Annotated in this window: 17 protein-coding genes; 4 read left to right on the top strand and 13 right to left on the bottom strand. The window is 60.7% G+C overall.

Annotated elements, in window-relative coordinates; genetic code table 11:
• Positions 1-45: 45 nt before the first annotated feature.
• From ACZ9IU_RS12065 to ACZ9IU_RS12110, 10 genes are all read right to left on the bottom strand, one after another.
• On the bottom strand, positions 46-378 hold the full coding sequence (locus ACZ9IU_RS12065; RefSeq protein WP_038543237.1) for an RcnB family protein: 333 nt from the start codon (positions 376-378) through the stop codon (positions 46-48).
• Positions 379-503: 125 nt separating this feature from the next.
• Positions 504-2,117, bottom strand: coding sequence for a glycoside hydrolase family 43 protein (locus ACZ9IU_RS12070; protein WP_038543239.1), 1,614 nt, complete (start codon positions 2,115-2,117; stop codon positions 504-506).
• Between the two features lie 181 nt (positions 2,118-2,298).
• On the bottom strand, positions 2,299-3,342 hold the full coding sequence (mgrA, locus tag ACZ9IU_RS12075; protein ID WP_038543241.1) for an L-glyceraldehyde 3-phosphate reductase: 1,044 nt from the start codon (positions 3,340-3,342) through the stop codon (positions 2,299-2,301).
• A 68-nt stretch (positions 3,343-3,410) separates the two neighbouring features.
• Positions 3,411-4,544 (bottom strand): Gfo/Idh/MocA family protein, encoded by a 1,134-nt coding sequence (locus ACZ9IU_RS12080; protein WP_038549251.1) that lies wholly within the window; start codon positions 4,542-4,544, stop codon positions 3,411-3,413.
• A 23-nt stretch (positions 4,545-4,567) separates the two neighbouring features.
• Positions 4,568-5,329 carry a sugar phosphate isomerase/epimerase family protein gene (locus ACZ9IU_RS12085; RefSeq protein WP_038543243.1) on the bottom strand — a complete coding sequence of 254 codons (762 nt, stop codon included), beginning with the start codon at positions 5,327-5,329 and terminating at the stop codon, positions 4,568-4,570.
• A 24-nt stretch (positions 5,330-5,353) separates the two neighbouring features.
• Positions 5,354-7,786: a beta-mannosidase gene (locus tag ACZ9IU_RS12090; RefSeq protein ID WP_038543245.1), complete on the bottom strand. Its 2,433-nt coding sequence runs from the start codon at positions 7,784-7,786 to the stop codon at positions 5,354-5,356.
• 259 nt (positions 7,787-8,045) lie between these two features.
• A complete protein-coding gene (locus ACZ9IU_RS12095; protein ID WP_038543247.1) occupies positions 8,046-9,158 on the bottom strand; it encodes an ABC transporter ATP-binding protein in 1,113 nt (370 codons plus the stop codon).
• 5 nt (positions 9,159-9,163) lie between these two features.
• Positions 9,164-10,093, bottom strand: a complete 930-nt coding sequence (locus ACZ9IU_RS12100; RefSeq protein ID WP_038549253.1) for a carbohydrate ABC transporter permease — start codon at positions 10,091-10,093, stop codon at positions 9,164-9,166.
• A 10-nt stretch (positions 10,094-10,103) separates the two neighbouring features.
• Complete coding sequence (locus ACZ9IU_RS12105) at positions 10,104-11,006, bottom strand: carbohydrate ABC transporter permease (RefSeq protein ID WP_038543249.1); 903 nt, start codon at positions 11,004-11,006, stop codon at positions 10,104-10,106.
• A 99-nt stretch (positions 11,007-11,105) separates the two neighbouring features.
• Complete coding sequence (locus ACZ9IU_RS12110) at positions 11,106-12,341, bottom strand: ABC transporter substrate-binding protein (RefSeq protein WP_038543251.1); 1,236 nt, start codon at positions 12,339-12,341, stop codon at positions 11,106-11,108.
• Between the two features lie 414 nt (positions 12,342-12,755).
• Here ACZ9IU_RS12110 and ACZ9IU_RS12115 point away from each other — a divergent pair, with 414 nt between their 5' ends.
• Positions 12,756-13,808 (top strand): LacI family transcriptional regulator, encoded by a 1,053-nt coding sequence (locus ACZ9IU_RS12115; RefSeq protein WP_038543253.1) that lies wholly within the window; start codon positions 12,756-12,758, stop codon positions 13,806-13,808.
• 52 nt (positions 13,809-13,860) lie between these two features.
• On the opposite strand, the gene gnd is transcribed toward ACZ9IU_RS12115, so the two are convergent.
• Positions 13,861-15,294, bottom strand: coding sequence for an NADP-dependent phosphogluconate dehydrogenase (gnd, locus tag ACZ9IU_RS12120; RefSeq protein WP_038543255.1), 1,434 nt, complete (start codon positions 15,292-15,294; stop codon positions 13,861-13,863).
• 185 nt (positions 15,295-15,479) lie between these two features.
• Here gnd and ACZ9IU_RS12125 point away from each other — a divergent pair, with 185 nt between their 5' ends.
• From ACZ9IU_RS12125 to ACZ9IU_RS12135, 3 genes are all read left to right on the top strand, one after another.
• Positions 15,480-16,253, top strand: coding sequence for a helix-turn-helix domain-containing protein (locus tag ACZ9IU_RS12125; protein ID WP_038543257.1), 774 nt, complete (start codon positions 15,480-15,482; stop codon positions 16,251-16,253).
• Between the two features lie 67 nt (positions 16,254-16,320).
• On the top strand, positions 16,321-16,728 hold the full coding sequence (locus tag ACZ9IU_RS12130; RefSeq protein ID WP_038543259.1) for an SRPBCC family protein: 408 nt from the start codon (positions 16,321-16,323) through the stop codon (positions 16,726-16,728).
• A 9-nt stretch (positions 16,729-16,737) separates the two neighbouring features.
• A complete protein-coding gene (locus ACZ9IU_RS12135) occupies positions 16,738-17,094 on the top strand; it encodes a VOC family protein (protein ID WP_038543260.1) in 357 nt (118 codons plus the stop codon).
• A 3-nt stretch (positions 17,095-17,097) separates the two neighbouring features.
• Here the strand turns inward: ACZ9IU_RS12135 and ACZ9IU_RS12140 are convergent, their stop codons facing one another.
• The gene (locus ACZ9IU_RS12140) at positions 17,098-17,811 is read right to left on the bottom strand and encodes a PAS domain-containing protein (protein WP_038543262.1); all 714 of its coding nucleotides are present in this window, start codon (positions 17,809-17,811) and stop codon (positions 17,098-17,100) included.
• A 169-nt stretch (positions 17,812-17,980) separates the two neighbouring features.
• Positions 17,981-18,910: a lipid A biosynthesis lauroyl acyltransferase gene (locus ACZ9IU_RS12145; protein WP_038543264.1), complete on the bottom strand. Its 930-nt coding sequence runs from the start codon at positions 18,908-18,910 to the stop codon at positions 17,981-17,983.
• Positions 18,911-18,913 lie beyond the last annotated feature (3 nt).

The raw sequence follows: 18,913 nt of genomic DNA on the forward strand, positions 1-18,913 counted from the left end.
AGGCCTGCGGGAGGGAAGGCAAATACCCCCGCAGGCCGATCTTTCTCAGCGAGCCACGATGAAACGCGAGATCACGCCGCTCGCGATGCCAACCAGCAGGAAGTCGTTGTCGACCTTGACCCAGTGATAACCGCGCGGCGGAGCCGACAGGCGGTAACGGCGATAATCGCGGATTTCCGCCATGCGGCGACGCTCGGCGGCCGTCATGCGATGGCCCCTGGACCAGCGCGGCTTTACGACCACGACCTTCTTCTGAATCGTCACCGTGCGAGTCACGGTCCTGGTCCGCTCCGGAGGAGAATGACGATCCTGCGCCTGGGCCGCAAGCGGAGCGGCAAGCAAGGTTGCGGAAAGAAGGATTGCAAAGAACTTTTTCATTGGGTGTTTCCTCGTGTTGACCACGCTTGGAAACTAGGACCCAAACGATGAACCGTATCTGAATTGACGCATTACGTTTTCGTAATGAAATTAATGCGTTCCGCTGACTTCCTGATATTTAGAATTTACTGAATTAGCGCCTCATAAACGAAATAGTCGAAATCCGCAGCCTTCGCCCGTCCCGACGTGTCGAAGGCGAAGAGGCCAACAAATGCGCCGGTGAAGGAGCCGTGTTCGCCGCGGCCACCCTCGTCAGAGATGACGCCGGCATCGAGCGCCGGACCAAGTTCCTGCCAATCGTTGGAGCCGCCGGCGCGCCAGAAGAATTGCAGGTCGTTGTCGCGGATCTCCATGGCGAGATGTACCGGGCCGTCGGGTACGGAAACGCCGCTCCCTGCCGGAAAGCTCATGCGCCCATGCGGAAAATCACCCGGGCAGGAAAAGATCGTCACCACGCGGCCAAGCTTTTCGTGCAGGGTCACCACCAGCGAATGGAACTTGTGGCGATTGTAATAGTGCGTCAGACCCGCGACCTGCTGATACGTCTCGGGCGAGAAGTCGACCACCGTCTCGGCGCGGAAGGAATGGTGTTCCTGCCGGCGGGCGACGAGCGATTGTTCGAACCAGGATCCGATGCTTTCGCGGCCGAAAAGACGCAAGTGACCGGGACGCTCGGTCAGGCTGAACAACCGTTCCGGATGAGGCGTACGCAGCCACTGGAATTCCGGCGGTAGGACCTTGTCGTCGAATGAGCGCTCCATGCGGACAGGCTGTTCGATATGCGTGACGTTGCCCGGTGCCGGCACGTCGACATCGGGCACGACGCCGCCCTGGGCGAGATAGAGCCAGTCGTCCTCCCAGATGCATTTCTGGATCGCCGTTTCGCGGCCGAGCGTGCAGCGGCGTTGCGGCGCGAGCGGCCGGCCACAGAGATGGGTATGGTACGCTTCGCCTTCCGGCGTTTCGACGTACTGGCCATGGCCGGCTCGCTGCAGAACGGCTTTCGGATGGTCCTTCGAGGTGATGAGATGGGTCTGCGGATGCATCTCGTACGGCCCGTCGATCGAACGCGCGCGCGCCATGGTGACGGCATGGTCGTAACCGGTGCCGCCCTCGGCAGTCGTCAGGTAATACCAGCCGTTGCGCTTGAACACATGCGGCCCCTCGACCAGGCCGAGCGAACTGCCGGCGAATATGTTCTTGATCGGGCCTTTGAGCGCCCTCGTCTCGAAATCCCACTCCTGCAGCAGGATGCCGTCAAAGGCCGGATGTTTCGGCGCGCCGCCGTAGCTCTCCGTGCGGTGGTTCCATTGCATGTTGAGGAACCACTTGCGGCCGTCGTCGTCATGGAAGAGCGTCGGATCGAACCCGGAGGAGTTCACATAGATCGGATCGGACCATTCGCCCTCGATCGTCGGCGAGGTGACGATGTAGTTGTGGGCGTCCTTGAAATTGCCATCGAAGCGTTTGACGTCCGTATAGACCAGGAAAAACAGCCCGTCGGAATAGGAAAGGCACGGCGCCCAGATGCCGCAACTGTCGGGATTGCCGCGCATATCGAGTTGGCTTGCCCGCTCCAGCGGCCGGCGCTTGAGCGTCCAGTTCACCAGGTCGCGCGAATGATGGATCTGCACGCCCGGATACCATTCGAAGGTGGAGGTGGCGATATAGTAATCCTCGCCGACCCGGCAGATGGACGGATCAGGATTGAAGCCCGGCAGGATGGGGTTGTGGATCATGTTCTCCTCGCAAAATAGAAACTGAGTCCTTGCCCCTCGTCCGGCTGCCGCCACCTTCTCCCCGCTTGCGGGGAGAAGGACTTCGGAGCGCCGGCCGTGCCACATCTCCCTTCTCCCCGTCAGAACGGGGAGAAGGCCCAGGCAGGGGGATGAGGGGCAACTCGAAGCCGCCGCCCTTCCCTTACCGCGCCGGCCCTGCCCGTTCGGCCGATTTGGCCCAGAGGTTGATGTCGGCATCCTTGGCATAGGTGTCGATCTCGGCGAGTTCAGCCGCCGTGAACTCCAGATTGTCGAGCGACCTGACGCAGTCCTCGACCTGTTCCGGACGGCTGGCGCCGATCAGCGCCGTGGTCACGCGGCCTCCGCGCAGCACCCAGGCAAGCGCCATCTGCGCCAGCGTCTGGCCCCGCTTTTCGGCGATTGCGTTGAGCGCCTTGAGGTTGGCGATGTTCCGGTCGTTCAGGAAGGTAGGCCGCAGCGACTTGCCCTGCGCGGCACGGCTGTCTTCCGGAATGCCGCCGAGATATTTCGAGGTCAGCATGCCTTGCGCCAGCGGCGAAAAGACGATCGAGCCGATGCCGAGGTCTTCCAGAGTATCGAGCAGCCCATCTTCCTCGACCCAGCGGTTGATCATCGAATAGCTCGGCTGGTGGATGAGAACAGGCGTGCCGAGTTCCTTCAGGATCGCGGTTGCTTCCTGGGTGCGCTTCGAATTGTAGGACGAGATACCGACATAAAGCGCCCTGCCCGAGCGGACGATGTGATCAAGCGCGCCGCACGTCTCTTCGAGGGGCGTATCCGGGTCGAAGCGATGCGAATAGAAGATGTCGACATAGTCGAGACCCATCCGCTTCAGGCTCTGGTCGCAGGAAGAGATCAGGTATTTGCGGCTGCCCCATTCGCCATAGGGACCCGGCCACATGTTGTAGCCGGCCTTCGACGAGATGATCAGTTCGTCGCGATACCCCTTGAAATCCTCGCGCAGGATCTGGCCGAAGGCGGTCTCGGCGCTGCCGGGCAGCGGGCCATAGTTGTTGGCGAGATCGAAATGGGTGATGCCAAGATCGAAGGCCTTGCGAGTGATCGCGACCTTGCGTTCATGCGGCGTGTCGTCGCCAAAATTGTGCCAGAGGCCGAGCGAGATCGCCGGGAGTTTTAGTCCCGAACGGCCGCAGCGGTTGTATTTCATGGTTTCGTAGCGGTTGGACGCTGGTTGCCAGGTCATGGTCGTTTCCTCCGAATGAAATGCGGCGCGCCCATGTCTCAAGCGGTGCGCGCCGCATTCATAGCCGATCAGCGCAGAAGCGCCAGCGCCTCGTCGATGCCGAGCGCCGCCGGCTGGGTGCAGGTGGTCGAAAGCTCGATGAACCGCCCTTCCTCGCCGGATTTCAGGATCGAGGTCATCACGTCGACGCCGTGGAGCGTGCGCTCCAGCGAGCAGCGCGCATCGCGGCCTTCGATCAGCGCCATCGCCATGTCCGCGAGACCAGCCGTGCGGTAGTTGGCGCGTGGTCCCTGCGGATGTTCCTGGTTGTTGATTCCGAACGGATGATCCCAAGGGTCCAGCGGCTGGATATCCTTGTTGCGTCCGCTCGCCTCGACAGTGCCGCCGAAGAAGTTCGGATCGGGCACGAAGATCGAGCCCTCGGTGCCGTAGAGCTCCATATTGGCGTGGCGATGCGACCAGACATCCCAGCTTGCCAAGAGCGTGATCGTCGCGCCGTTGACGAATTCGAGCAGCGCATGGATGTTGGTCGGCGTCTCGACCGGGATCACCTGGCCCTTCAGCGGTTCGCTAGTGACGAGGCGGGTCGGGTTCGCCATCGATGTCAGTGCCCCGACCCGTTTCACCGGACCGAGGAAGTTGATGAGGTTGGCGATGTAATAGGGTCCGAGATCGAGGATCGGCCCACCGCCTTCGAGGAAGAAGAAGCCGGGATTGGGATGCCACATCTCCATGCCCGGGCTCATCACGTGGCAGGTGCCCGACGTGATGCGCCCGACGCCGCCTTCGTCGATATATTTGCGGGCGAGCTGGTGCGCGCCGCCGAGGAAAGTGTCCGGCGCGCAGCCCACCGACAGACCCTTCTCCCTAGCGAGCGCCTGCAGCGCCTTGCCTTCCTCCAGCGTGATGACCAGCGGCTTTTCCGAGTAGACGTGCTTGCCGGCTTCGAGGATCGCCTTGGAGACGGCGAAATGCGCCGCCGGTATGGTCAGGTTGACGATCACGTCGAGCTCGTCATTGGCAAGCATCTGCTCGATCGACTGCGCCTTGACGCCGTATTCCTCGGCGCGCATTTCGGCCGCGTGCTCGTTGAGATCCGCGCAGGCGAGAACCTTCAGGCCTTTGAAGAGCGGCGACAGTTTGAAGTAAGTGGTAGAAATATTGCCGCATCCCATGATGCCGACGCCAAGTTCCTTGGGCATGGAAAACTCCGGAATTCCTGTGATCAATAGGTCTTGAAGGAAGCGATCGACCGCGTCAGCAACCGATCGAGATCCTTCGGGTTATCGTGTTCGAGGACGTAATGTTTTGCGGACGTCTTTTTGAGCGCCGCCATCAGGTCCTTCCACGGAACGGTGCCGTGGCCGACATCGGCCCAGCCGTCCTCATCCGCGTTTTCGCCGGCCGGCGCGATGTCCTTGACATGGACGGCGGTAATGCGTTTGGCGTAGCTCTCGATCCAGGCGAACGGATCGGCGCCGCCGCGGATCACCCAGGCGATATCCGCTTCCCAGGCAAGGTCAGGACCACCGGCGAGGATCTGCTCCTGCGGGGTCGAGCCGTCCGGCAGCGTCTTGAACTCGAAGTCGTGGTTATGCCAGCCGAACGTATAACCGGCATCCCAATAGCGTTTGCCAACGTTCTGCAAGCGCTGACCGAAGGCGAACCATCCGGCGGCGTCGGTTGGGCGCTGGTCGGCGACGAGATGCGGGCAATAGATCGCCTCGACGCCGAGCGTCCTGGCAATCAGCAGCGCCTGTTCCGGCTCCTTTTCGAGAAGGTCGATACCGAAGTGACCGGTCGGCATGGTCAGGCCGTTGGCATCGAGATCACCCTTGAGCGTCTTCAGGCCTGCTTCGTCAAGCGTCGCATAGATGCCGCCATAACCTTCGACTTCCGTATAGCCGGCCTGCGCAACCTTCTTCAGGACATCCGAGAGCGGCGGAAAGTTGCGTGCGCAATAAAGCTGAAAACCGAGTTTCGTCATGGTGTTCCTCCCTTGATAGAGACCTCAGCCTGCCGCCTGGCAGGAATAGAGGTCGTAGATGCGGAATTGCGGGATCGCGTCCGTCGGGACGGCGGGCGTGAAGCGAATGCTGCGGCTCTCGCCGGCGGCGAGATCGAAAGCGTTATCGGAATAACGGCCGGGCGTGCCGCTCTCGATCAGCACGAAAAGGGCGAGGCTCTCGGCCTTGACGACGAGATCAAAACCTCCGTCTCCGGATGGAGACGCGGCAAGCTCAAGCCCTGCCGGTTCGAGTTCCAGGGCCTTGTAAGTGCCCGGCACATGATGCCCCTCGCCGGCCATGCCGTTCGACGCGGTAAAGCTCCAGGCGAGGATCCCGCCCTCGGGAATATCTGCGGTCGGTAACGTCAGCACGGTCACGGCCGCATCCGGCGTACAGACGGATTCCACACGCCGAAGCGAACTGCGTTCGCCCTTGAGCGTCAGGAGCGAAAGGTTGAGCGTCACCGTCACATCCTCCGCCGTGTCGTTGACGAGCGAGAAGCGGATTTCCCGGACGTCGTCGGACGGGATCGCCGCAACCGTGATCGGCTGGAAGAAGCGCTTTGCCATGTAGTGCAGCACTTTCCAGCTGCCGCCGTAATCGAGGCTGGACCAGGAGGCGACCGGCCAGGTGTCATTGAGCTGCCAGTAAAGCGCACCCATCGTATGCGGCTTCAGCGACCGCCAGAAATCGACGGCGGTCTTGATCGCCAATCCTTGCTGTACCTGGCTGAGATAGACGAAATTGGCAAAATCCGTTGGAAAGCGGAAGTTGCGGAACATCGTGCCAGCGATGCGCTCGTTGCCACCGACATTCTTCTGGTGATGCTCCATGACTGGCGAAGCGATATTCATGTCCTTGGCCGCGGCATAGGTCTCGATGACCGGCAGCGACGTATAGGACTGGAAGCCGAATTCCGAGCAGAAGCGCGGGCGGACAGAGCGGTAATTGTCGAATGGCTTGTTCTCGTGCCAGACGGACCAGTAATGCATGTCGCCCGAACCGTCCGCATGCCAGGCGTCGCCGTAATCGAGATAACCGGAAGCAGGGCTGGACGGCCACCAGATGGCATCGGGCGCGGCCTTGTCGAGCGCCTGTTCGATGACCCGGTTCAACCGGTCGTAGGAGACGAGGTAGCGGTCGCGGTTCTCGCGGGATTCCGGAAACCATGTCAGCGCGCCGACCAGTTCGTTATCGCCACACCAGAGCACGATGGAGGGATGCGAGATCAACCTGCGGGCCTGGTACTCGACTTCCGCCGCAACGTTTTCGAGGAAATCGGGCGTCGATGGATAGAGATTGCAGGCGAACTGAAAGTCCTGCCAAACCATTAGGCCGAAGCGGTCGCAGAGATCGTAGAACCAGTCCGCTTCATAAAAGCCGCCGCCCCAGACACGGATCATGTTCATGTGAGCATCGACCGCGGAGCGCAGCAGGTCCTCGGTCTTCTCCCGGCTCGATAAGGAAAACAGCGCGTCGGCCGGGATCCAGTTGGCGCCGCGGCAGAAGATCTCGCGGCCATTGACGCGGAAGGCGAAACGGCTGCCGGCCTCGTCCGGGTCGGTTAGCAGCTCAACGGTCCTGAGGCCGATCTGGCGGGTGATGGCTTCGGTGGGGGTGCCGACCGTCAATTCGTAGAGCGCCTGTTCTCCGCTGCCGAAGGGCCACCAGAGCTTCGGGTCGTCGATGTGAAAGAGGTGAGTGACCGTCGTTTCGCCAGCACGCACGCCGCAATCGAGCCGGACCCGTTCGTCTCCGAATGAAAAGAACACAGGCAGCACGCCCTGCCCTTCGGCATAAAGCGTGACCGTCACGATGAGATCGACCGCGCCCGCCTCATGTCTCTGGCTGGTGACGATGTTTTCGATACGGGCGGTTTCGAGCCTCTGCAGCGCGATTTCGCCGTAAAGCCCGAGCGGCGCCAGCGCGACATTCCAATCCCAGCCGAAATGGCATTGCGGTTTGCGCAGCATATTGCCGTTCGGGATCGGCGAATTGGTCGTGGAATAGGGAATGTAGAAGGGCTGCCGCGCCTGGCGCTCCGCCCCTTCGGCGATGCTGGAATGGAAAAGGATGCGGACCGTGTTCTCGCCAGCCTTCAGCGCCTTCGACACGTCCGGCCGGTAACGGCGAAAACAGTTGTCTGCCTGAAGCACCGGGACGTCGTTGACGAAGACGGTCGCGACCGTATCGAGGTAGGTGATGTCGAGATACCAGGAACCGGCCGCATCATCGAGCGTGAAGCGCCGCTCGACCGTCCAATCTTCGTTGGCAACCCATTGCACGTCGTTCTCGTTGCGGCCGAAATACGGGTCGGGAATGATGCCGGCTATCTTCAGCGCAGTGTGAACGTCGCCCGGGATCGGCATCTGGGTGCGATGCGTTCCGTCGGCAGAGGCGAGCTGCCAGGAGCCGGAGAGGTCGATCGTGGTCATTGCACCGGTCCGCAAAATTCATGGCGTGCCGTGCCAGCCCCCCTCTGTCCTGCCGGACATCTCCCCCACGGGTGGGGAGATTGGCTGGGGGCCTGTTCACCAGTCCCACTATAAACGCCGGGGATGGCGAGACGTTGCAGCGAGTCGATCTCCCCCCTTGTGGGGAAGATGTCCGGCAGGACAGAGGGGGGTATTACCTGCCGCGACGACAATTGCCCCAAGGGCAATCGGCCCATCTGCAACTGACTGCACGCAAACATCAGATCCGCTCTTCCGTTCCCGCGTCGAACAGTGAAGCCATGCTCATGTCGAAGGCGAGGCGCACCTTGGCGCCGACGGCGTAACGCCGTGCGCCGCCGATGCGAACCGACATCACGTGGCCGGCATGTTTCAGCCATAGCAGGTTGTCGGCGCCCATGGGCTCCTCGATATCGACCACCGCCTCATGGATTTCGCCGCCGTTGATATCGCCATCCACCTTGATATGCTCCGGACGGGCGCCTAGGATGACCTGGCGTCCGGGTTTCAGCGGTTCGGATGCATCATAGCCATCCAAGGAGAAACTGACGCCATTGGTCTTGAAGACGGTATGATCGCCCTCCTCCGCCAGTTCTCCTTTCAGAAAATTCATCGACGGTGAACCGATGAAGCCGGCGACGAAACGGTTCCTGGGCCGGTTGTAGATCGTTACCGGATCGTCGAGCTGCTGAATGACGCCGCTCTTCATGATGGCGATACGGTCGGCAAGCGTCAGCGCCTCGATCTGGTCGTGGGTGACGTAGATCATCGTGTTCTTGAGCGCCTGATGCAGCCGCTTGATCTCGACGCGCAGTTCGGAGCGCAGTTTTGCGTCGAGGTTCGACAATGGCTCGTCGAACAGGAAGACGTCGACATCGCGCACCAGCGCCCGGCCGATCGCGACGCGCTGGCGCTGGCCGCCCGAAAGCTCCGAGGGCTTGCGCTTCAAGAGCGGCTCGATTTGCAGGATGCCGGAGGCGCGTGCGACGCGGCGGTCGATCTCATCCCTCGGAACCTTGGCGACGCGCAGGCCGAACGAGAGGTTCTTCTCAACCGTCATCTGCGGATAGAGCGCGTAGGACTGGAACACCATGCCGATGCCGCGGTCCTTGGGCTCTTCCCAGGTGACGTTCTTGTCCTTGATGAATATCTGGCCCTCGGTCGGCTCCAGAAGTCCGGCGATGCAGTTCAGCAGCGTGGACTTGCCGCAGCCCGACGAGCCGAGCAGGACCAGGAACTCGCCGTCATGGATGTCAAGGTTGAGGTTTTCTAGCACCTTGACCGAGCCGAAGGACAGCGACAGTTCTCGGATGGAAACGCTGCTCTGAGTGCGCGTGGAAACATTGTTGAGCATCAGGCTTATCCTTTGACTGCGCCGGCCGCGATGCCGCGGACGAAAAGCCGGCCGGAAACGAAATAGACGATCAGTGGAACCGCACCCGTCAGCAGCGTCGCCGCCATGTTGACGTTGTATTCCTTCACGCCCTGGACGGAATTGACGATGTTGTTGAGCTGTACGGTCATCGGATAGGTATCCGGGCGGGTGAACACCACGCCGAACAGGAAGTCGTTCCAGATGCCGGTGGTCTGCAGGATCATCGAGACGACGAAGATCGGCAGCGACATGGGCAGCATGATCCGCAAATAGATCTGCCAGAACCCTGCCCCGTCGATGCGCGCCGCCTTGAAAAGTTCTTCCGGCAGCGAGACGAAATAGTTGCGGAACAGCAGCGTCTGGATCGGCATGCCGAAGATCGAATGCACCAGGATGAGGCCGTAGAGCGTGCCGTAGAGGCCCATTTCGCGCAACACGATGACGATCGGATAGATCATCACCTGATAGGGGATGAAGGCGCCGACGATCAGGATCGTGAAAAAGATCTCCGAACCCTTGAACCGCCAGTTGGCAAGCGCGTAGCCGTTCACCGAGGCGATCGCAATCGACACGATCACCGATGGCACGGTGATCCGAACCGAGTTCCAGAAGCCGCGCGAAAGACCGTCGCAGTTCAAGCCCGTGCAGGCCTGCGCCCAGGCCTTCACCCAGGGCTCGAAGGTGATCTCCATCGGCGGCGAAAAGATATTGCCGAGACGGATTTCAGGCATGCCCTTTAGCGACGTGACGACCATCACGTAGAGAGGCAGGAGGTAATAAAGTGCCGCCAGGCCAAGCGCACCATAGACGATGATATTGCGCGAAGAGAGGACCTTGCGGGGGCGTTTTCCCTGCGGACCGGCTTCCAGCCGGGAACCGGTCGACCCGGAGATGGTAGGCCCGGAAATGGGCATCGTGAGCGATTTATCCACGCTTGCGTCCTCCGAATTCGAGATAGGCCCAGGGAACGATGATGATGGCGACGGCGAGCAGCATCATCGTGGATGCGGCAAAGCCCTGGCCGAGGTTCTGGGCGAAGAACATGTAGTCGTAGACGTATTTGGCAGGCACATCGGAGGCGATGCCGGGTCCGCCGCTCGTCTGCGCTACGACAAGGTCGTAGATCCTGACGATGCCGCTGGCGATGATGACCAAGGTAGTGACGAAGACCGGCCGCATCATCGGGATAATGATGAAGAGATAGGTCTTCCACATCGGGATGCCGTCGACCCGAGCCGCCTTCCAGATGTCCTCGTCGATGCCGCGAAGCCCCGCGAGCATCAGGCACATGACGAGCCCCGTTCCTTGCCAGAGTGCAGCGATCAGGATGCCGTAGATGACGATATCGGAATTGTAGAGTGGATCGAACGCGAAGCTCGTCCAGCCAAGCGAGCGTATGACCGATTGGACGCCGAATTCAGGATTGAGGATCCACTGCCAGACAAGGCCGGTGACGATGAAGGACAGCGCGAACGGATAGAGGAAAATCGTCCGGAACGTGTTTTCGAACCGGATCTTCTGGTCCATCAACGCGGCCAGCAGGAAGCCGATGGTCAGGCTGAAAATCAGCGACAGGCACCCGTAGGTCGCCAGATTCTGGATCGAGACGATCCAGCGCGGCGTATCCCAGAGCCGCTCGTACTGTTCCAGGCCGACGAAAGACAGGCGTGGCAGGAGCTTGGAATTTGTGAAGGAATAAACGACGGTCCAGATCGTGCCGCCGAGGAAGATCACCACGGCCGTCAGCATCATCGGGATCGAGGCAATCTTCGAATTGAGATTGCGGAATAACTGATTGGGTCGGCCGGGCTGAATGTGCGCCGCCATGGTCAACTCCTCTGGATGGCAAAGGCTGCTGGAAGCGAGCCACCACCGGCCCCGCCCCTTTCGGACGCGGAGCCGGCTGTTGGATCGCTGTCTGTCGGATCAACCGGCCTTGGAGAAAATAGCCACGAAGCGCTTCTGGGCTTCCTCGGCAGTGATCGAGGTATTGGCGAAGAACTGCGACATCAGGTCTTCCAGCTGCTTCTGCGTATCCTGCGTGATGAGCTGGTCGGTGCTGGTGACGACATTGCCCTTGGCAAGGATCTCGAGGCCCTTCTTCATGCAGTCGTTGGCGGCCGCAAGATCGACGTCGCCACGCACCGGCAGCGAGCCCTTCTTGAGGTTGAAGGCAACCTGCGTCTTGGCATCGAGAAGCGTCGAGGCAAGTACTTCCTGCGCTTTCGTCTTCGCCGCATCCTTGAGGACCGGGAAGTAGAAGGCGTCACCGGCGGTCGAGATGATCTCGTTCACGCCGAGGCCCGGCAGGCAGGTGTAGTCGACACCGGCTTTTTTGCCGGCCAGCTGGAATTCGCCCTGCGCCCAGTCGCCCATGATCTGGCCGCCGGCCTTGCCGGTGATCACCATGTTGGTCGCCTGGTTCCAATCCTGGACGTTGGTGCCCTTCGACATCTTGCGGGCGTCGTCGGCTGCCTTGAAGACCTTGGCCATTTCCGGACCGGCCGCGACCTTTGCGTCCTTGTCGCCATAGACCTTCTGGTAGATCTCCTTGCCGCCGATCGCGACCGTCAGCACGCTGAACAGGCCGGTCGACTGCCAGGCCTGACCGCCGATTGCGAGCGGCACGATGCCTGCCTTTTCAAGCGCCGGGGCTGCTGCGACATATTCGTCCCAGTTCTTCGGAACCGCAACGCCCGCCTTCTTGAAGGCGTCGTTGGAAAGCCACAGCCATTGCCAGGAATGGATGTTGAGCGGCACGCAATAGATCTTGCCTTCGAAAGTGCAGGATTTCAGCAGGCCCGCAGGGCGGACGATCTTGTCCCAACCTTCCTTCTTGGCGAGATCGGTGAAGTCGCGCATCAGGCCAGCCTGGACCAGTTCTTCGGCCTGGCGGCCGTGGTTGAACTGGGTGGCCGCCATCGGATCGCCGCCGGTGATGCGGCTGATCATGATCGGACGGGCGGTACCGCCGGAACCTGCAATCGCGCCGTCAACCCATTTGTTGCCGGTTGCGTTGAAAGCCTTGGCGAGTTCCGCGACAGCGGCAGCCTCGCCCCCGGACGTCCACCAATGGGTGACTTCGAGATCGGTGGCGTGAGCCGCACCAAGCGGCAGCATCACGGTTGCGGCAAGAACAGCCGCCATAGAACGAATATTCATGAGTCTCCTCCCTCACTGAAACGTTGCCGTAAAAACGTAGGGCAATCCCGGATATCGCGCAACCGGTTTTGTCGGAAAAAATTTGTTGGCGCAGAGAATGCAACCTGAAGAAGATGCCACCGTATTTCGACGGTCAGCGAATTTGTTCTTCAAGGGGACGAATAGCCACGTAATAGGCGTCAATTCGCCGATATCAGGCAGCCTACCTTTCGCGCCTGCAAAAATTTCTTTCGCATCTGCATTGTGCAACTCAGAGGAAGGTGGTTCCTGTATTGGGCAAAATTCCTCTCGACATTTTACCTGTATCGTTTCAGTTATAATTTTCGTGTTGGAGGACAGGGAGGTGTCGCGACGTTTCCAGGCAAGCTTGGGCCCTTTATAGTGGCCACCTGACTCGGGCAGCGACGGCAAATCATGGATGACAGCGGAAGATCTAGGACGGGCGGAACGCAGACGGCGGTTCGTGAACGTCCTACCTTGAAAACAATCGCCTATATGACGGGCCTCGGCATCACCACCGTTTCACGTGCGTTGAAAGACGCGCCGGATATCGGCGCCGACACCAAAGAACGCGTCCGCCTTGTTGCCAACCAGCTCGGCTATCAACCGAACCGCGCCGGAGTGCGCCTCAGAACCGGTAAGACCAACGTCATCGCCCTCGTGCTCAGCATCGACGAGGAACTGATGGGCTTTACCAGCCAGATGGTGCACGGCATTTCCGAAGTGCTGGGCGGCACGCAATATCACCTCGTGGTGACGCCGCATTCCTTTCAGAAGGACCCGATGGTGCCGGTACGCTATATCCTCGACACCGGCTCGGCGGACGGGGTGATCATCTCGCGTATCGAGCCCGACGACGCGCGGGTGCGGCTGATGACGGAGCGGAATCTGCCCTTCGTCACCCACGGCCGCACCGACATGGGGATCGTCCATCCCTATCACGACTACGACAACGAGGCTTACGCCTATAAGGCCGTTCAGAAATTGGTAGGGAAAGGCCGTCGGAGGATTGCGTTCCTGTCGCCGGGAAGCCGCTTCTCATTCTACGTCCACAGTCGCGTGGGCTTCGAACGCGGGCTTGCCGATTTCGGTGCCACCGAAGTGCCGATGGGCCGGGTGACCAGCGAGACGCCGCTTGAAGAAACCCGCGCCTATGCGGAACGGATGATGCGCGCAGCCGAGCCGCCGGATGGCATCGTTTCGATCAGCGGATCGGCGACGATCGCACTGGTGGCCGGTCTCGAGGCTGCCGGCAAGAAACTGGGCCACGATGTCGATATGGTATCGAAACAGTCGGCCGACTTTCTCAACTGGATTCGCCCGGAGATCTATACGGTCAGCGAGGATGTCCGCCAAGCCGGGCGCGAGCTTGCCAAGGCCCTGATGGCGCGCATCGACGGCGTCGGCCCGGAACTGCTACAGAGTGTCGCAAAGCCCGTCTGGTCGAAGATGGCGCCGAAGGACTGAAACGAAAACGCCCGCCGGATTGGCGGGCGTTTTGCGTTGCGTGGATTAATGATCAGGCAAATTCGCTAAGGCCGCTGCCCCACGGGCCGTGATGCTTGTCGACGCCGTCGAGGCGGTCGAAGCCATGGGCCCCGAAGAAGTCGCGCTGAGCCTGGATGAGGTTCGCCGTGCCACGGCCGCGACGATAAGCGTCGAAATAGGAGAGCGCCGAGGCGAGCGCCGGAACCGGCAGGCCGGAGAGAGCGGCGTAAGAAACGACGCGACGCAACGGAGCGTCGGTATCCTTGACCATCTGCGCAAAGGCCGGCGTGACGATCAGGTTGGCGACATGCGGATCCTTGGTAAAGGCCGAGGTGATCTCGTCGAGGAAGGCCGAGCGGATGATGCAGCCGGCGCGCCAGATCTTGGCGATCGTCGGCATCGGCAGCTTCCAGTTATATTCGGCGGACGCTGCCGACATCACGGCGAAACCCTGCGCATAGGCGGCGATCTTGGCGGCGAGCAGTGCGCTTTCGAGGTCGGCGATGAAGGCAGCCTTATCCTTCGGCGCTTCCGCGACCTTCGGGAGGCCAAAAATCTTTTCGGCAGCTAGGCGTTCCGTTCTCTGGGACGAGAGGACACGGCCGGCGACGGCAGCCTCGATGGCGGTCGCGGCAACGCCCATGTTCTGGGCTTCGATGACCGACCACTTGCCGGTGCCCTTCTGGCCGGCGGCATCGACGATGATGTCGACCATCGGCTTTCCGGTAATCGGATCGGCTGCCTTCAGCACCGTCTGGCTGATCTCGATCAGGTAGGAGTTCAGGCGGCCCTCGTTCCACTTGCCGAACACGTCGCCGATTTCGGAGGCGCTCATGCCTAGGCCGTCGCGCAGGATGCCGTAGATCTCGGCGATCATCTGCATGTCGGCATATTCGATGCCGTTATGGATGGTCTTGACGAAATGCCCCGCGCCGTTTTCGCCGAGCCAGGCGACGCAGGGCTCATTGTTGAACTTGGCGGAGATCGAGGTCAGCACCTTTTCGACGCGCTTCCAGCTTTCCTCGGTGCCGCCGACCATGATCGACGGCCCGTGGCGCGCACCCTCTTCACCGCCGGAAACGCCCATGCCGATGAAGGTCAGGCCGCTGTCCTTCAGATTGTCGAAGCGACGCATCGTGTCGCGGAAATTCGCATTGCCGGCATCGATCATGATGTCGCCGGCCGAAAGGTAGGGCTTCAGAAGCTCCATCTGCTGATCGACCGGATCGCCGGCCTTGATCATGATAATGATCGGCCGCGGCGGACGGATGGCGGCGACGAATTCTTCGAGTGTCTCGCAGGGGACAAGCTGGCCCTGCAGTTCGCCGGCTTCGACGTAGAACTTGCGGGTCGCTTCCGGAGATCGGTTGAAGACGGCGATCTTATTGCCTTTTTCGGCAATGTTGAGCGAGAGGTTAGAGCCCATGACGCCGAGCCCGATAAGGCCGATTTCTGCCTGTTCCACGGATGTGCCTCCATATTGAGATTCGAGGGTGTTGTCGCATTCATATAGGGAAACGGCAAGGCGATGGCCACGCTAAACGATTAAATTTCCATGACACTCTGTCTTCGTCGCGGCGACGCAGCGACCTGTTTTCTCCGCGGCGGACGGCGTCTTGCGGCTGCCAAATTCGGATGCCACAAGGAGGTATGAATACGGCCAAAGATACGCGCAAAGATACGCCGCTACTGGCTATGCGCGCCGGCACTTACCGAGAGCGACCGGCGCACGGGACGCTTTCGAGGCTGTTTTTCCGTGTCTGGTCGCACCGCCTGCCGCAGGAATTCGAGGGTCAGATTGCCGTCGTGCCGGACGGCTGCTCGGACCTGATCTGGGTTGGCGGTCAATTGATGGTGATTGGCCCTGACCGCACCGCCGCCTTCCCTGCCCTCGCCCCCGGTGAAACCATCCTCGGTCTGCGCTTCAGGGCGGGTGCCGCCCTGCGCTGGCTTGACGTCCCGTTGAGTGAGCTGGTTGGACGCGCCGTCCCACTCCGCGAGCTCCGGGACAACGTTCGGACGGTAGAGGAGCGGCTTGCCGAAGCAAACTGCCCAATTGTAAGGCGGCGGCTGTTCGAGGCTTGGGCGGCAGGAGAGGCATCACTGGCCGCCGAGCCCCAAAACGCGATGGGAATGCTCTTTGATGAGCTCGGCAGCGGCGTGCTGCATGGCACGTCGGCAACGCAGGCACTCGGCGAACGCACCTTGCGCCGCCAGAGCCACGATCACTTCGGATATGGGCCGAAAACTCTCGAGCGCATTCTTCGCCTCCAGCGCTTTCTTCGCATGGTCCAGCCCGCATCCGGAAATCTCGCCATTCTCGCGCTTGAGGCCGGTTACGCTGATCAGGCGCACATGACGCGCGATGTGAAGGAGCTGACGACCTTTACACCTTGGGAAATCCGCAGACAGATCTGCAGCTGATTGTCCGTTTTGTTCAAGAACCGTCGTTTCTCTTCGGATAGACCGAGGGGAAACTGAGGAGGCTACCATGACCACCCTGCCCGCCCGTATAATTCATATCGGCATCGAGAGACCTTGGCAGCACGTCTACGCCTTCGCGAGCCAGCCTGAAAACATGCCGCTCTGGGCATCCGGCCTTGCCGCCGGGCTTACCCGTGACGGTGACCACTGGATCGGCGACGGCGGACCGGTCGGCCTGGTGCGCGTGCGGTTCTCGCCCGACAATCCATTCGGCATCCTCGACCACACGGTGACGATGGAAAACGGTCTCGTGGTCGAGAACCCGTTGCGCGTCGTGGCGAACGGTGATGGAGCGGAAATCATGTTCACGCTGTTGCAGCGCCCGGACCTCGACGACTCGGCTTTCGAGGCCGATGCCGCCCATGTGCGGAAGGATCTCAGGGCGCTGAAAAACCTGCTGGAAGAAAGGAAATAGGAGGGCCCGATGGGAACCAAGGGAGCGGATCGCAAGATCGACTATATCGAGTTCAACGTGAAGGACGTCGAAGCCGCCAAGGCTTTTTACGGCTCGGCCTTCGGCTGGACTTTCACGGACTATGGACCGGACTACTGCGAGTTTCAGGACGGAAGGCTGACGGGCGGTTTTGCGAAGTCGACGGACGTAACAGCCAAAGGCGGCCCACTCGTCATTCTTTTCGCGGACGACCTGGAAAATGCCCTTGAGCGGGTCGGTAAAGCCGGTGGCCGGATCGTCAAGCCGATCTTCTCGTTCCCCGGGGGGCGGCGTTTCCATTTCGCCGATCCGGAGGGCTACGAGCTGGCTATCTGGTCAGACAGATAGAGGTCAGGCCGCGGGACGCCGGCGGCGGTCGGCTGTTTCCTGCATGACCAGGAGCGCGCCGATCAGTTGTGAAGAGCCAGAAACACAGGGAGACATGCGGCAACGGACGACGACCGTCTGGCCGTCGGTCTGATCGGCGTAAGTCAATGATATGCTCTCGCCCGCAAAGCAGCGATCCAGGTTCGGCTTGAAATCGTTCTTGAAACGGTGAAGGCCGACGAATTCAGCAAAATGCCGGCCGATCAGCGCGTCGCGATCGAGATCAAGACGGCGTGCGTTGGTCTCGTTGGAGTAGAAGATCCGATATCCGGGCGCGATCACCACGATACGGTCGGAAATCCGATTGAGCAGAGCGTCGTCGAGAAAACCGTCTGCCGTCGCATCGGCGATCACACCATGATCGAGCGATTCCGGCTCCGGACGGCGATTGGCCGACAGACCGGTCTCCTGAACGACGTAGCGTTCCACCAGCATCTGCAGCAGATGACCGTTGCGACGAACGCAGCCGCGATCGTCGGCCTCTTCGTTCAGGAGGTCGAGTGCGAAGCGGAATTGCGCCTGGATGCTGGCCGGATCCTTGCTCTGGCTCGAAAAGACCGCGAGCAGAAGCGGATCGAGTTCACGATCGAGCGAAGTGGTTGCGTTATCGTCATTGCGCTCGACGGCCTGCCGTAGATCGGCATATTTTGACCAAAACAGATCGATCAACGCTTCCAAAATGCCCTCCCCCTCGTGCCGGAGATTATCGCCGATCGTTCCTCAAGATCGGCGCCTCCAATATCCAATGCGATTCAGATTAATTTATTCCTCAAAAGCAGACCCGATTTATAGCCGGTGACTTAAAGTAAAATTGCAGTAATGCGGTCAGAAAAATCTCAAAATCTGCTTAGAGATAGCGCTTGATATGCCACCGGTCGTGGTACCAGAGCCACTGTTCGGGATATTCGCGAACCCAGCTTTCCACCTTGTCGTTGAGGAGCTGCCCGGTCGCCTGGAGATCGAGTTTGCCGTTGGCGTCCCGCGGCAGTTCTACCTTCGGTTCGATCTCGAGCCGGAAACGATTGCCCGGCAGTCGGATGCAGCGAGCCGGATAGACTTCGGCATCGAACTGCCGAACCAGCTTTGCGAGCAATGGGCTCGTCTGGACGGGCTGCCCGAAAAAGCTGGTCTTGAGGCCCTTGCGGAATTTCTGATCCACCAGAACGCCGACACCGCCGCCCGTTTCGAGCTTACGCGCCAGAGCAAACGAAGAGCCCGCATGCGATGGCACCAGCTGGCCCATGCGGGCGCTACGGAAGGCGAACACCTTGTCGGCGATATAGGGATTGTTCGGCGGCCGGAACAGCACCGTCACTTCCAGGCCGAAGGCATTGCCGGCGACCGGCAGCAGTTCGAAATTGCCTGTATGGGCCGTGAAGACGATGAACGGACGCGGATTGTCACGAAGATCGGCGAAGATCGGAATGCCGGAGACTTCCACCCTGCCCGGCTTCTCCTGTTCCGGATCGAAATCGAACAGCCGGTCGAGGAACACGTATTCGGCGGCGAGCCGGCCCATATGGCCCCAGCTCGCTATGGCGATCTGCTCAAGTTCCTCGTCGGTCTTTTCCGGATAGGCGTTGCGCAGATTGACAAGCATCAGCTTGTGGCGGCCGAGCTTTGGCCCGATGCGCCGCGCCATCCGGTCGGCGAACCGGATGCCCGGATCCGCCGGAAAAATCTTCAGGAAATTCAAGAGCCCGAACGCGCTCTGCGCCACCAGCCATTGCTGGAAGTGGAGTAGCGCCAGAGCGATCCGGGTAAGGAACATCTTCAAAGG

The organism is Mesorhizobium sp. USDA 4132, from assembly GCF_056279545.1.